This is a genomic window from Staphylococcus rostri, assembly GCF_002902145.1.
Taxonomy (GTDB): Bacteria; Bacillota; Bacilli; order Staphylococcales; family Staphylococcaceae; genus Staphylococcus; species Staphylococcus rostri.
Window position 1 is genome coordinate 87,543 of sequence record NZ_PPRF01000017.1, and the last position, 12,794, is coordinate 100,336.

General features: G+C 38.7%; 16 protein-coding genes and 1 pseudogene. 14 read left to right on the forward strand and 3 right to left on the reverse strand.

Annotation, left to right across the window (positions count from 1 at the left end; all coding sequences use genetic code 11):
• Positions 1-32: 32 nt before the first annotated feature.
• Positions 33-1,244 carry a sodium/glutamate symporter gene (gltS, locus tag CD122_RS03015; protein ID WP_103357522.1) on the reverse strand — a complete coding sequence of 404 codons (1,212 nt, stop codon included), beginning with the start codon at positions 1,242-1,244 and terminating at the stop codon, positions 33-35.
• A 183-nt stretch (positions 1,245-1,427) separates the two neighbouring features.
• Positions 1,428-2,267, reverse strand: coding sequence for an AraC family transcriptional regulator (locus CD122_RS03020; protein ID WP_103357523.1), 840 nt, complete (start codon positions 2,265-2,267; stop codon positions 1,428-1,430).
• Positions 2,268-2,410: 143 nt separating this feature from the next.
• On the opposite strand from CD122_RS03020, the gene CD122_RS03025 reads away from it, so the two are divergent.
• The 4 genes from CD122_RS03025 to CD122_RS03040 all read left to right on the forward strand — a co-directional run bounded on the left by CD122_RS03025 (position 2,411) and on the right by CD122_RS03040 (position 4,938).
• A complete protein-coding gene (locus CD122_RS03025; protein ID WP_103357524.1) occupies positions 2,411-3,142 on the forward strand; it encodes a hypothetical protein in 732 nt (243 codons plus the stop codon).
• Positions 3,143-3,248: 106 nt separating this feature from the next.
• Positions 3,249-3,569, forward strand: coding sequence for a PadR family transcriptional regulator (locus tag CD122_RS03030; RefSeq protein WP_103357525.1), 321 nt, complete (start codon positions 3,249-3,251; stop codon positions 3,567-3,569).
• The gene (locus tag CD122_RS03035; RefSeq protein WP_103357526.1) at positions 3,566-4,126 is read left to right on the forward strand and encodes an HAAS signaling domain-containing protein; all 561 of its coding nucleotides are present in this window, start codon (positions 3,566-3,568) and stop codon (positions 4,124-4,126) included. Before CD122_RS03030 ends, CD122_RS03035 begins: the two co-directional genes overlap by 4 nt.
• Entirely contained in the window at positions 4,123-4,938 is an 816-nt protein-coding gene (locus CD122_RS03040; protein ID WP_103357527.1) for a DUF4097 family beta strand repeat-containing protein, read from the forward strand. The genes CD122_RS03035 and CD122_RS03040 overlap by 4 nt, the downstream gene beginning before the upstream one ends.
• A 43-nt stretch (positions 4,939-4,981) precedes the next feature.
• Here CD122_RS03040 and CD122_RS03045 read toward each other — a convergent pair whose 3' ends face one another.
• Positions 4,982-5,590, reverse strand: a complete 609-nt coding sequence (locus CD122_RS03045) for a DNA-3-methyladenine glycosylase (protein WP_103357528.1) — start codon at positions 5,588-5,590, stop codon at positions 4,982-4,984.
• Between the two features lie 197 nt (positions 5,591-5,787).
• On the opposite strand from CD122_RS03045, the gene CD122_RS03050 reads away from it, so the two are divergent.
• From CD122_RS03050 to rpiA, 10 genes and pseudogenes are all read left to right on the forward strand, one after another.
• Positions 5,788-6,630: a DUF805 domain-containing protein gene (locus CD122_RS03050; protein WP_240624111.1), complete on the forward strand. Its 843-nt coding sequence runs from the start codon at positions 5,788-5,790 to the stop codon at positions 6,628-6,630.
• Positions 6,631-6,792: 162 nt separating this feature from the next.
• Positions 6,793-6,996: a helix-turn-helix transcriptional regulator gene (locus CD122_RS03055; RefSeq protein ID WP_103357529.1), complete on the forward strand. Its 204-nt coding sequence runs from the start codon at positions 6,793-6,795 to the stop codon at positions 6,994-6,996.
• A gap of 1 nt (position 6,997) precedes the next feature.
• Positions 6,998-7,501 carry a hypothetical protein gene (locus CD122_RS03060; protein WP_103357530.1) on the forward strand — a complete coding sequence of 168 codons (504 nt, stop codon included), beginning with the start codon at positions 6,998-7,000 and terminating at the stop codon, positions 7,499-7,501.
• Positions 7,491-8,006, forward strand: a complete 516-nt coding sequence (locus tag CD122_RS03065; RefSeq protein ID WP_103357531.1) for a hypothetical protein — start codon at positions 7,491-7,493, stop codon at positions 8,004-8,006. The genes CD122_RS03060 and CD122_RS03065 overlap by 11 nt, the downstream gene beginning before the upstream one ends.
• An 82-nt stretch (positions 8,007-8,088) precedes the next feature.
• Positions 8,089-8,988: an ABC transporter ATP-binding protein gene (locus CD122_RS03070; RefSeq protein ID WP_103357532.1), complete on the forward strand. Its 900-nt coding sequence runs from the start codon at positions 8,089-8,091 to the stop codon at positions 8,986-8,988.
• The gene (locus tag CD122_RS03075; RefSeq protein ID WP_103357533.1) at positions 8,981-10,246 is read left to right on the forward strand and encodes an ABC transporter permease; all 1,266 of its coding nucleotides are present in this window, start codon (positions 8,981-8,983) and stop codon (positions 10,244-10,246) included. The genes CD122_RS03070 and CD122_RS03075 overlap by 8 nt, the downstream gene beginning before the upstream one ends.
• A 145-nt stretch (positions 10,247-10,391) precedes the next feature.
• Positions 10,392-10,723: pseudogene (locus CD122_RS03080) on the forward strand (YnfA family protein).
• Between the two features lie 25 nt (positions 10,724-10,748).
• Complete coding sequence (locus CD122_RS03085; RefSeq protein ID WP_103357534.1) at positions 10,749-11,762, forward strand: aldose epimerase family protein; 1,014 nt, start codon at positions 10,749-10,751, stop codon at positions 11,760-11,762.
• A 38-nt stretch (positions 11,763-11,800) separates the two neighbouring features.
• Positions 11,801-12,001, forward strand: coding sequence for a helix-turn-helix transcriptional regulator (locus tag CD122_RS03090; RefSeq protein ID WP_103357535.1), 201 nt, complete (start codon positions 11,801-11,803; stop codon positions 11,999-12,001).
• Between the two features lie 44 nt (positions 12,002-12,045).
• On the forward strand, positions 12,046-12,735 hold the full coding sequence (rpiA, locus tag CD122_RS03095; protein ID WP_103357536.1) for a ribose 5-phosphate isomerase A: 690 nt from the start codon (positions 12,046-12,048) through the stop codon (positions 12,733-12,735).
• Positions 12,736-12,794 lie beyond the last annotated feature (59 nt).

The window sequence follows — 12,794 nt, forward strand, 5'->3', positions numbered from 1 at the left end:
CGCGTCAAAATCGCGATACCGTGCTTTTTAAATTAGTGTCTGAAAATCTCAATAAATGTTGTAATAATCGGTACACCGAGTAAGTCAACAAGGAAGGCCCCTACAATTGGCACGACCAAGTACGCACGTGGTGAATTACCAAACTTTTTCGTAATGGTATCTAAGTTCGCCATCGCATTCGGTGTCGCACCAAGTCCGTGACCGATGAAACCACCAATCATTACGGCTGCATCGTAATCTTTGCCGAGTAAGCGGAAGACCACGAAGATTGAGAATAAAGATACGAAAAGAATTTGGAATAATACGATTACAACAAGTGGTAATGCTAAGTTATAAATTTCTGTTAATTGGATACTCATTAAAGCGATTGATAAGAAGACGCTCAATGAAATATCACCAATTTGGTTTGTTAATTTTAAGTCGATAATATCTAAATTCATAATTTCTGATACGTTACGGATAATTACGGCTACAAACATTGATGCAACATAGAGTGGAATGTTAAAGCCAGTCGCTGCACTGAATTGTTCGCCGAGATAAGTACCTAACGCCATACAGAATAAGATAATGGCCATTTGAATAAAGAACACTTCATTCAATGTGAAATGTTTATGTAGACGCTTGTTCAAATCGACTTCAGAATAGTCTTTTTGAATGACATCAGTTTCTTTTGGTGCTAAATCGTAGCGTTTAATTAAGAAACGAACGATAGGGCCACCTAATAGACCACCAGCAACAAGTCCTAATGTTGCTGCAGCAAGTGCGGCTGCAACTGCTGAATCCACACCATAGTCTTGGATTGTTTGACCATAGGCTGCTGCATTCCCGTGTCCACCTTCCATTGACATCGCACCTGCTGTTAAACCGAGCAATGGGTCAATGTTCAGTAACTTAGCTGCTGAAACGCCAATAACGTTTTGGAATGTTGCGAGCACACCACATAGCAACCAATACACAATTAAGACTTTACCACCCATTTTTAATAACTTGAATGATGCCCCAAGTCCAATTGTTGTAAAGAAAGCGAGCATAAAGAAATCTTGGAAAAACTTACCATCTAATTTAATTGTGATGACACCTGTTGAAGCTAAAATTGCTGAGATAATCGCAAAAATTAAGCCACCGATAACAGGTGCTGGAATACTCAAACGATTGAAAATCTCAACCTTATTAATAATTGCCTGTCCAATGATTAACAAAAGACATGCGAGAAACAATGTCGTAATACTGTTAAGTTCGATCATAAAATCGTTCCCCCCTTAGTTGTTAAATGAGAAAAGGCTTACAACCCCATACTAGATAATTATACTTTTTATCGCATAAAAAAGCTATATTTAAATGAACATTTGTTACAAGTATGCAATTTGTACATTAAATTTATTATCTATTTTTTACTTTGAATGATGAGGTAAGCGCGTTATGGATAACTACAAAGTATGAGTGTTTCGGTGCTTTTGACGATATGTTGTCGCATTGACGCCGAAGAATTTTTTGAAGGCTTTGGAGAACATCAATGGTTCTTTATAGCCAACACGCATTGCGATTTCCTGACTTTGGAGCGTCGTTTCTTTGAGTAACTTGGCTGCTTGAAACATACGCAATTGCATTAAATAACTTTGTGGCGATTGGTCCAAATTTTGTTTGAATAGCTTGTACAAATAACTACGACTCATATTGACGTGGCGTGCGACTTGTTCAATCGTGATGGGGTGCATGTAAGTACGGTTCATATAGCGAATGGCTTCACGTACATTTGAATATATTTCGTTTTCTTGCTGATGAAAGTGTTTAGGTGCCACTTGATATAACGCATACAGTATGTCGTATAAGTCGCGCATATGTTGGATATCATCAGCGTTCTGGATGGTATAGTTTTGCGCTGTATGACACATATGTTCGACAAGCTGAGAAAGGGTGGTCGTATCTGTATTTTGTATAACTGGGACATCGACTAAGGTTGTGCGTTGTAAATAGTCTGTAGTCAGTTGCCCGCTGAACCCAACCCAGTAATAAATCCATGGGTCATCTAGTGAAGATTGATAGTTGACGTGCATACCCCGTTGCAACACAAAGACATCTCCAGCTGTTAAATGATATGTTTCGTTATTGTATGTAAATGTGCCGCTCCCTGACATCACAATATGAAGCACTGCTGCCTTGCTCACTTCATATTCATAGCCAGTATTTGGTGTGCCAATTTCAATGCCACATTCGTCAATATTTGCGTCGATATGACGTTTCTTAAACTTCTTCCATAACAATTGCATGGCAAATCTCATCCTAGTTCATATTAAATATGGAAACATTTTAGCATATTTTGTCGTGATAATTGAATATATCTTTTATTTGATATGTGCTAAATTTCTAAAGTAAAAAAATTAGTTAAATTTATTAATCAGGAGAGAAGTTAATGATTGCAACGAGATATAAAAATATGACCAATCATTTTAAAGGAGATGCGGTGACACAAGTAAGCTATATTCCTTATAGTAGCCATCGAGAGTATTTTACATATACATCGATTGAGCAATTGCATGCCGTGACATCTTTGTGTGGCAAGTGGGATGTGGACTACAATCGTTTAACACAATCGACGACGTATACGAGAGACTTTGAAATAACAGATTATGATTGTAGTAAGGATTATTTTTTGGATATGCAGAATTTGCAACTGCATGGAACAGTGTTGATGAATGGCAAGGCATGTATCAATGAAGGTATATTGCAAGGCAAGTACGATATGACGCAAAGGATTCATAAAGGAAATAATACGCTTGTCATCATTATGCATCATGGAACGACGCCCAATCAGATATTACGGCAACTGGAGCGATTAGTCATTATTGAACGTGCGGATGATCGAGTTGTGAGTTATGATGTGTGGGCTAATTATGATCATGCCAACAAGCTGCTGCACATCCAGTTAAAGATTATGGATATTGAAGGTGCTCCGATGCCATCATACACACTTGTTGATTTAGATAACCAATATGTCATGACAGGTGACGTGGATTTGGATGTTGTTAACGACATCGTCTATCCTTGTCAGTACGATACATTACATACAAAGAATGGTTATTGCTTATTGCTAGATACAGATGATGAAACACTTGTAATCACACTAGATTATTTTAATGATTAAAAATATTGTATAGTACCTTGCAATGTACAGTACTGGGTGCTATACTTTACTTAAATTAACTACTGTGTATTGAGTAGTACTAATCTATGCACACTGAGGTGAGATCATGAATGTCCAATTTAAAAAGGGTGCTTTAGAAATGATTGTGTTGCTCATTATTAAACGTGAGCCACAATACGGTTATTCTTTAGTACAAAATATTTCAAGGCATATGTCTATCGCAGAAGGTACAGTGTATCCCATTTTAAGACGCTTAGTTAAAGAAGGTTTTCTATCGACGTACTATCAACCATCCAATGAAGGACCAGCGCGTAAGTATTATCAAATGACTGACGCAGGTAGTGAGCGTTTAGTAGAATTGCGACAACAATGGGAATCATTTGCGGATATTGTATCCGTGTTTATTAAGGAGAGTGAGGAACAGTGACGAAAAAGAATTATTTAAATACACTATATTACCATTTGAAATACATTCCAGAACAAGAAAAACAAGACATCGTAGCAGAGTACGACAATCATTTTATTGAAGGCTTGAAAGATGGCAAAACTGAAGAAGAAATAATTGCGACACTTGGCGATCCTAAAGTCATTGCCAAAGAGCTTGTAGCAGATTCAGCTGTGAGTCAAGTGGAAGCATCGAAAAGTCCACGTAATATGGTCGCAGCCATTTTAGCAGTGATTGCCTTAAGTTTTCTTAACTTTGTGATTGTGCTTGGACCCGTGTTAACAGTTCTAGGGCTTTTATTAGGACTCGCGATTGCCAGTGTTGTCATGATTGGCATGCCAGTCTTCTTAATCTGGGTACACTTCTTCTATGATCAAATACAACTCGTAACACCTGATTGGTATGCGGCCGCTGGATACTTTGGACTGGGGCTTATGCTGTATGTGTTATGTTTCTATTTAACTAAATGGACGTTTATCTTGTTAATTAAATACTTAAAGTTCAACGTTAAAATTGTAAAAAGGAGTGCAAATGTATGAGAAAGTTCAATATGATTCTATTAGTTGTAGGACTTGTGATTACATTGGTTGGTATGACAGGCGCCTTTTATTACTCCAAAGTAGATAATAAGTATCAAGAACAAGAGGTTAAAGTATCTCGTTCGTTTGACGCCCAGCGTATCAAAAAGATTGATATGGATTTGAAAAATGTCAAGTTACAAATAGTTGCTGGAGACACATTTAAACTAGAAGGTAGAGGCGAAAGTAAGCAGCCTAAAATCACGACAGAAGGCGATACGTTAAAACTTCAATTAGAAGGAACAGAGAACCCGCAAGCAACGGTCAATGTGAATCCATTTCACATTAAAATGAATACGCAATATAAGTTGACTGTTCCACAATCTGACATATCACGTTTGAACATAAACAGTGATTGGAGTGCGGTTGATGTTGATCGTGTTGTGGCAAAAGAGATGGTCGTACAAATGCAAAAAGGAGCATTTGATATGGAGCGCAGTCAAATAGGTTCGTTTGACGGTCATATGCAATATGGCTCGTTTGATGTAGAGAATACGACATTTGAGAAGGTTGCAATGACGAATCGTGAAGGCAGCACTGTTTTTGATGGTGTGCCAGCCGATATTCCGATGACATTAAATAATCAATTAGGTACGCTTGATGTGTCTTTTGCACAACCGCTTCAAAATGTCAGCATCGAATCAGAGAATAATAATGGCTATATTGATATGGAAGACTTAATCAATTATGCACAAATTAAGGACCGTGATGTCGCATCAGATCCAGTGATCAAAATTAACAACCGTGAAGGTACGGTTACTTTAGAAGATTAATAGAAAAACCCATGAAGGCATGTTCGCCCTCATGGGTTTTCTGTTAGCGCCACGTTTCGTCAGGGGGTTGGCAATCGCGCATGCGCATATGTGATACGAACGGATTTCCTTTAACAGTGAAACGTAAGGGTGCATCCGTCCATTTGCCTTTATTTGGAATCCCAATACGGGGACTAGAGACGATAGCTCTCGGATATTTGCGATGATGTGTATCTATTTTGAGGCGCCCCTCGTTAAGGCGCGTACCATCAATCGTTCGTGGAATAGCCATAGCAGTCGTAAGCTTACCAGGACCGTTCGTGACGTCATAGCCACTTTTGCCGCGATTGCGTATCATCGCGTCTAAGCCTTCGTCGGGTTCAATCGCACGAATTAAGACACCTTCAGGGATGCCTTCCGGTTGCGTTACAAAGTTGATGAGCAAGTAGCGATGCATCATATGTCCATAAATCGTGCCGCCTTCACAATAAAGTGAGTTCACGCGTGGTGTACGACGTCCACGATAACTGTGTGCCGCTTTATCCATCGTACCGAGATAGGCCTCAGTTTCAACAATGTAGCCTGAATATGTACGCTCCGGTGCTTCATAGATGATTTTAACACCTAGTAATGACTTAGCGATGTCTGTTGTTTTACGTGTAATAAAATCCATGTCGTACTCCTTTATATCATTAGTGTATTTATCGAGAATATCGTATCATTGCTTTTTTTCAGTGTACAAGCTCATAATATACAAAGCGAGTTATCAGTCTGTTCACTAATATACACACTATACCCCATTTTCAAGGTTTTTTATGCGAAAAAGTATGATAAAATCTGAATTGAATAGCAAAATAGGAGGGAAATGATATGATGTATGAATTTCCACAAGTTGGTTTTGTAGAAGCGTTCAAACTATTTTGGACAAACTACGTTAATTTTAAAGGGCGTAGTCGACGCAGTGAATATTGGTGGGTTATGTTATGGCATACAATTATCTCACTATCCATCACATTCATTTCATTTATTTTTGTTTTTATCCCTGTGATTGGTCCATTTATCGCTATTATTTTATGGATTTTAATAGGGTTGTATAGTTTAGCGACATTTATTCCAAACTTGGCACTACTCGTACGTCGCTTTCATGATCGCAATATGACGATGTTCTTACCGATTTTTTCATTTGTACTGTCAATTATTTATAATATTGTCTATTTCATCGGTATGTGGCAGTCAGGTGCGTTGATGTCAACAGACAACTTTGATGAAACACCACCTATGTTAACGGATGCTTCATCAGGCTGGTTAATTGTCGCTGGCATTTTGATTATTGTGATGTTAGTGGTACAAGTTGTTATATTTATTATCACATTATTGGATAGTAAAGAAGAGGCCAATAAATACGGGCCATCACCAAAATATATGGAACAACCAGTACAAGCAAACAATCAAGATGCCCAACCGATGATGTCTCACAATGTACCACCAGAAGGCAATATGCCAACACAAGATGATATACTGACTCAAGGTGATACGACGGCGCAAAGCAGTGCAACGACGCAAGAGGACGCGCTGTCACAAAGTACGACGTCTAACCAAGCTGAGCAGCCAACGCAAGGTAGTACGTCCGCACAAGATGACACAGGCTTGACGGACTTGGATGACTTAGAAACACAAGAACGCAAACCACAAGACGATCCGTATAAATATTAATAAGCATTTCAAAGAGCAGGCTTCAAACAATAGTGTTTGGCCTGTTTTTTTACGTGCGTATGTCGGGTATATTTGACATATAGATAGATGTCAGGTATATTTGACACAAGGTGATGATGTATTTCATATGACGACAGTTTGCCGTTAAATTGGGAGGCTATGATGACAATACAAGTAAACAAAGTAAAAGCATATCGTGTCGCAAAAGGTGTATCGCAATTGGAACTTGCACGGCGCGTAGGGGTTTCGCGCCAGACAATTAATATGATAGAGAATGACAAGTATAATCCAACGTTGAATTTATGCATTCGGATTGCACAAACGTTAGATGTCACTTTAAACGATTTATTCTGGGAGGGAGATTAATATGCGTATGTACAAACGCTTTGTCGGGATGGAAGCACCCGACGAATATCAAAAAAGTAAAATTGATGAAACATTGGCACTAGTGAGTATTATTGGAGTGATTGGCTTAATAGCGTTAACACCGTTATCATGGATGATTGACCTGGAATCTCAACAACTTTCCGCGTTTTCGATTGGTGCGCCTATTTTATTATTCATGATCGGTGCACGTACGGTCACTTTGTCTCGTGATTATTCTAAGCATAAATTCTATGTGGAAACAGAAGCAGCGGCACGTCAATTACGGAAACAGCTTACGTTCAAATATATCGTATGGACTGTATTAGGATATGTATATTTATTGCTTGTTTTCAATGTGTTGGCACCGTTATTCAGTGGAAAGATGCCTTATTGGCATGGCTCAGAAAGTATCAATTTAATATTATTTCTTATTCCATGCATTGCATTTATTTTTAATTTGAGAAAACAAGTACAAGTGAGAAAGGATGAGCACGATGAACATTAAACAAGAATTGCTAGATACATTTAATGGTGAACGTGTGAAAGATGAATATGAAATTCGACACTCAAGACACGTCTTAGCTGGCAACTGTGTATGGCTGTTTTGGGGACTCATTTTACTGCTCACCATTTCTATATGGATTAAAATTTTCTTACAACACAACTTTGTCGTCGAAGCATTTGGCATGGTGCTATTTCTTAGTATGGCGCTAATAATAGAAGTCAGATTGCGCAAGTATCGTGTGAATCAAACAGAAGTGGACGACGCACAAAGTTATGAATATATGATGAAGGTATTACGACGTGGTGCCGTTAAGTTTGGACTGATCATGTTTGTCACAATGGCGTTTACCAACATGCTGTTAACGTGGGCATTAGGTACGCATAAATCAGTTGGTCAGTTAATTGTTGTTAATGGTGGCATTGTAATGGTTGCGGCGATATTAAGCGGTGTTGCAGTTTATTTCATCGGTAAAAAGAAAATTGATCGTACATATAAAGACGATTAAGTTTGTCTTTTTGACAATTGTATTTGTCAAAAATGATTTTCTCATATATAATAATGTTGACTAAACAAATGGAGGTAACATTATGTCATTAAATATTGAGCATGTATCAAAGAAGTTTCAAGACTTTACAGCTGTTGATGACATCAATTTGACGTTAGAAAAGGGGAAAATGTTGGGATTCCTTGGACGTAACGGTGCAGGGAAAACAACGAGCTTCCGTATGATTTTAGGGCTAACCGAACCGACAGAAGGACGTATTACATATAACGGACAGCCGATTACGTCAGAAATGTATGATGTGATTGGGTATTTGCCTGAAGAACGTGGCTTACATCCGAAACTAACCGTTAAAGAAGAACTGACATACTTGGCAACATTAAAAGGCATGAAACCAAATGAGATTAAAACAGCCATTGATGCGTGGCTAGCACGTTTTGAAATTACTGAAAATAAAGATAAGAAGATTGAGTCACTATCAAAGGGGAATCAACAAAAAGTTCAGCTACTCGCAAGTATTCTACATGAACCTGAATTACTCATATTAGATGAACCGTTTAGTGGTCTAGATCCGGTAAATGTTGAATTGTTGAAAGATGCTGTTAAAGAATTAAATGCGAAAGGTGCGACGATTATTTTCAGTTCACATCGCATGGAGCATGTGGAAGAATTGTGTGATGATATTTGTATTTTAAATGCAGGTAAGATGGTCGTCCAAGGTCCGATTCAAGAAGTGAAAGAAGCATTTGGCTATAAACGTGTCGCGATTGAAGCGGATTATGATCTATCCGAGCTTGCGACATTACCAGGCGTTGTCAAACATGAGCAGCAAGGCGCAACGACGTTCTTAACGATTGATGATGTTGCTGTAGCGACGACATTATTTGAATATATCCAACAGCACGGTTTTGTACGACGATTCCAAGTGTTAGAACCGACGATTAATGAGATTTTTATTCAAAAGGTAGGTGAGCAACATGTCTAAATTTTTGGCAACGTTTCGATTGACGTATGGTAAAAAGTTGAAAGCGAAGTCGTTTCTGATTACGACGCTTTTGATGATTTTGTTAATTGTCGGTGGTTCAAATATTGATAAAATTGTCAGCCTATTCAATGGTGGCGGCGGTAATGATAGTCAACACGTTGCGATTGTAACGACAAATGATACGTTGTATGACACGATTAAAGCACAAGGTCAAGCTCTTGATAAAAAGGTGAACTATCAACATTTGACGAAAGAAAAGGCAGAACAAGCGCTGAAAAAAGATAAAGTAGCTTATATTGTGGACGTGACGCAAAACGAGCAACAGCAATTGCAAGCTACTTTAATGGATACGGAGTCTGTATCAGAGAAAGATAAGGCAACGTGGCAAGCGATGTTATCACAAATTCAAAAGGGCATGATTGCGCAAGAACTTGATTTATCACCAACGGAATTACAGCAGTTACAAGCTGAAAGTCAAGTCACAGACAAGGTGGTTAATGACAATGGTAAAAGTGCTGATAGCGATACGTCTGTAATGGAAGAAACTGTCGCAAACATTATGGTATCGATTATTAATTCCATTATGTTCTTTATCGTGATTAATTATGCGAACCAAGTCGCGATGGAAGTTGCAACGGAGAAAACATCACGCGTATTGGAAATGATTATTACAAGTGTGAAGCCGGTTGTTCATATTGCAGCTAAAGTGCTAAGTATTATTGCCGTCGCTTTTACACAGTTAGCGATTTTAGTAGTAACTGCAGCTGCTAGTTATTATGCGTTTGATGTGCGTCAAAAGCTTGGGAAAATTGATTTTGAATGGACGTCACACTTAACGCGTTTATTAACATTCGGTATTATTTTCTTTGTTTTAAGTATCGTGTCATATATTATTTTAGCTGCGATACTCGGTAACATGACTGCGCGTATTGAAGATATTTCGCAATCACTTATGCCGATGACGTTATTGATGTTAGCAGCATTTTACGGTGGTATTTTCGGCGCAATGAATCCAGAACATATGATTGTACGCGTATTGAGCTATGTGCCATTCTTCTCACCGTTTGTTACATTGACAAGGTTATCTGTTAACAGTACACCAACTATGGAAGGGTTAATTACGATTGTGATTCACATCGCTTTAATCGTATTCTTAGCATGGATTGCGGGTAAAACATATAAAAATGCAGTGTTGACATTTGAAAAAGGAACCATTGCAACATTTAAACGTGCATTCCAAAAAGAACGTCACAGCTAATAACTGAATAAATACAATGCAAACGAGACATCCAGTATGCCCAGACATTAGGCTTGCTGGGTGTTTTATTGTTTTTAAAGTGTTTGAGGATATTCCAAATAAACAGAAACTGATATAATAGGGTTAAAGAATATGAGGTGATTGAATGTCTTTTGTGTATGCGATGGCGATATTTGTGCTCGCTGGATTATGCGAAATCGGTGGCGGTTACCTCATATGGTTATGGCTGCGCGCAGATCAACCAATGTGGCTAGGTTTCTTGGGGGCGTTGCATTAATCCTATACGGTATTGTTGCAACGCTGCAAACTTTTCCAACATTCGGTCGTGTCTATGCAGCATATGGTGGCGTATTTATTGTCATGAGTCTATTGTGGGCATATTGGATAGATAAAGAGCCGCCAGATAAGTTTGACATCATCGGCGCAATCATTTGTGTAATCGGTGTGCTAGTGATGGTATTGCCATCGAGGGGTTGAGGAGCGAAAAGGAGTACGAGGCTGAATGCACGTTATTATTGAGCAACAAACCAATGGGATTGAATTGATTAAAATTAGCACAAAACAGGGCAAAATCGTTTTTACAAATTATGGTGCAAGCATTATCAGTTGGAAAGTCGATGATAATAACATTGTACTAGGAAATGCAGTGGAAGCAGATGAGTTCTATCCGACACATCCATTCTTTTTCGGTGCTGCAGTAGGTCGTTATGCAGGTCGAATTGCAAATGGACAATTCACATTAAACGGTCATTCATATCAAGTTGAACAAAATGATACCCCACATCATTTGCATGGTGGACGTAATGGTATGTGGCAACGTCTTTTTGATTATGAAGTGGTTGAGGGCGATGACCAAGTTCAAGTGATTTTTACAACAGTCGTACGTAGTGAAGAAGATAATTTCCCGGGTAATATTGATGTGAAAGTTGTGTATACGTATGATGTAACCAACACGTGGACGATTGAGTATTTTGCTGAGTCGACGGAAGATACATTGTTCAATCCGACGAACCATGTTTATTTCAACTTGAATCGCGATAATAAAGTCGTGGATAATCACCGTATTACGAGTGATAAGTTGCAGATGTTTCCGTTAGATGATACGGGCATGCCACAGATAGAGACGATTGATTTAGGACGTGTTTTTGGTTCGCAGTCAGTGACTTTGGAGACATTGTTCGCATCAACAGAACCGACAGTGGCACAACAAGTTGCAAAGGTGGGTGGACTGGATCATCCATTTGAAGTACATGACGGCGGGTTGATTGTGTCGAATCAGGATTACGAACTACATGTGACAACGGATATGCCACAAATGGTGTTGTATACATTTAATTCACCTAGTGTGTGGGCGCATCATATGAATATTTATAAAGCACATTCGGGTATTACGATAGAAACGCAAAGTTTACCGAATGACATCAATATATTTGGCGATAAAGCTGCGTCAATTTTACGCGCCAATACGCCATTTTACTCAAAAACAGCCTATCAACTTAAAGTTATTGACGCGTAAATTATTTGTATAGGTTAGTAATGAAAGAGGTGACATAGATGCGCAATCGACTAAAAGAATTAAGAGCAAGAGATGGCTATAATCAGACACAGCTTGCACAAAAAGCAGGCGTTTCTCGTCAGACCATTTCATTAATTGAGCGTAATGTCTTTGTGCCATCGATTGTAACAGCTATGAAAATTGCGCGGATATTTAATGAACCTGTAGAGAATGTGTTTATTTATGAACCAGAAGAATAAGAATTAGCAGGCTTTGAATGATGGGTGATTACAAGGAGGATGACATGGACACGAAACAATTGAAGTTGATGACATTGGATGAAGCAGTCTCGCGTATTAAAGACGGCATGGTATTAGGTATTGGGACAGGGAGTACGATTGAATTATTGGTGCCTGAAATAGGTAAGCTTGTGAATGACAAAGGTTACAAGTTAACAGGTGTGTGTACGTCGGAACGTACGGAAGCACAAGCGAAGGCATTACATATTCCGATCATACATGTGAATGATGCGACACACATTGACCTTGCGATTGACGGTGCGGATGAAATTGACCCTGAGTTAAATTTAATTAAGGGTGGCGGTGCAGCGCTGTTCCGTGAAAAAGTGATTGATGAGATGGCGGCAGAATTTGTTGTTCTAGCAGATGAAACAAAATTGGTTGATTACTTAGGACAGACGTTCAAGTTGCCAGTAGAAGTGGATTGTTTTAACTGGCGTCTCGTGATGAAACACATCGAAGGCCATATTGAAGGTGAAGTAACACGCCGTATGACAGCGGATGGGGAACCACTTGTAACGGATAATGGCAATTACATTTTAGATGTGCATTTAACACAGAAGGTAGATCCATATGATTTTCATGAATTTTTGATTCACTTAACAGGTGTTTTAGAAACTGGTTACTTCTTAGATTTAGCGACAGAAGCAATCGTAGGCACGCAATTAGGCGTTAAAGTGTTATCACGTTATTAAAAAGCGCTCGGGAGTGAGACGGGAATCTCATTTTACTAAAAAGGTTCCATTGTCGCACT

Coding starts and splice junctions, on each gene's coding strand:
- CD122_RS03075 (WP_103357533.1), top strand. CDS start 8,981: ATGTCTAAATTTTTGGCAACGTTTCGATTGACGTATGGTAAAAAGTTG.
- CD122_RS03030 (WP_103357525.1), top strand. CDS start 3,249: ATGAATGTCCAATTTAAAAAGGGTGCTTTAGAAATGATTGTGTTGCTC.
- CD122_RS03045 (WP_103357528.1), bottom strand. CDS start 5,590: ATGGATTTTATTACACGTAAAACAACAGACATCGCTAAGTCATTACTA.
- CD122_RS03060 (WP_103357530.1), top strand. CDS start 6,998: ATGCGTATGTACAAACGCTTTGTCGGGATGGAAGCACCCGACGAATAT.
- CD122_RS03065 (WP_103357531.1), top strand. CDS start 7,491: ATGAACATTAAACAAGAATTGCTAGATACATTTAATGGTGAACGTGTG.
- CD122_RS03055 (WP_103357529.1), top strand. CDS start 6,793: ATGACAATACAAGTAAACAAAGTAAAAGCATATCGTGTCGCAAAAGGT.
- CD122_RS03070 (WP_103357532.1), top strand. CDS start 8,089: ATGTCATTAAATATTGAGCATGTATCAAAGAAGTTTCAAGACTTTACA.
- gltS (WP_103357522.1), bottom strand. CDS start 1,244: ATGATCGAACTTAACAGTATTACGACATTGTTTCTCGCATGTCTTTTG.
- CD122_RS03025 (WP_103357524.1), top strand. CDS start 2,411: ATGATTGCAACGAGATATAAAAATATGACCAATCATTTTAAAGGAGAT.
- CD122_RS03050 (WP_240624111.1), top strand. CDS start 5,788: ATGATGTATGAATTTCCACAAGTTGGTTTTGTAGAAGCGTTCAAACTA.
- rpiA (WP_103357536.1), top strand. CDS start 12,046: ATGGACACGAAACAATTGAAGTTGATGACATTGGATGAAGCAGTCTCG.
- CD122_RS03085 (WP_103357534.1), top strand. CDS start 10,749: ATGCACGTTATTATTGAGCAACAAACCAATGGGATTGAATTGATTAAA.
- CD122_RS03020 (WP_103357523.1), bottom strand. CDS start 2,267: ATGCAATTGTTATGGAAGAAGTTTAAGAAACGTCATATCGACGCAAAT.
- CD122_RS03090 (WP_103357535.1), top strand. CDS start 11,801: ATGCGCAATCGACTAAAAGAATTAAGAGCAAGAGATGGCTATAATCAG.
- CD122_RS03040 (WP_103357527.1), top strand. CDS start 4,123: ATGAGAAAGTTCAATATGATTCTATTAGTTGTAGGACTTGTGATTACA.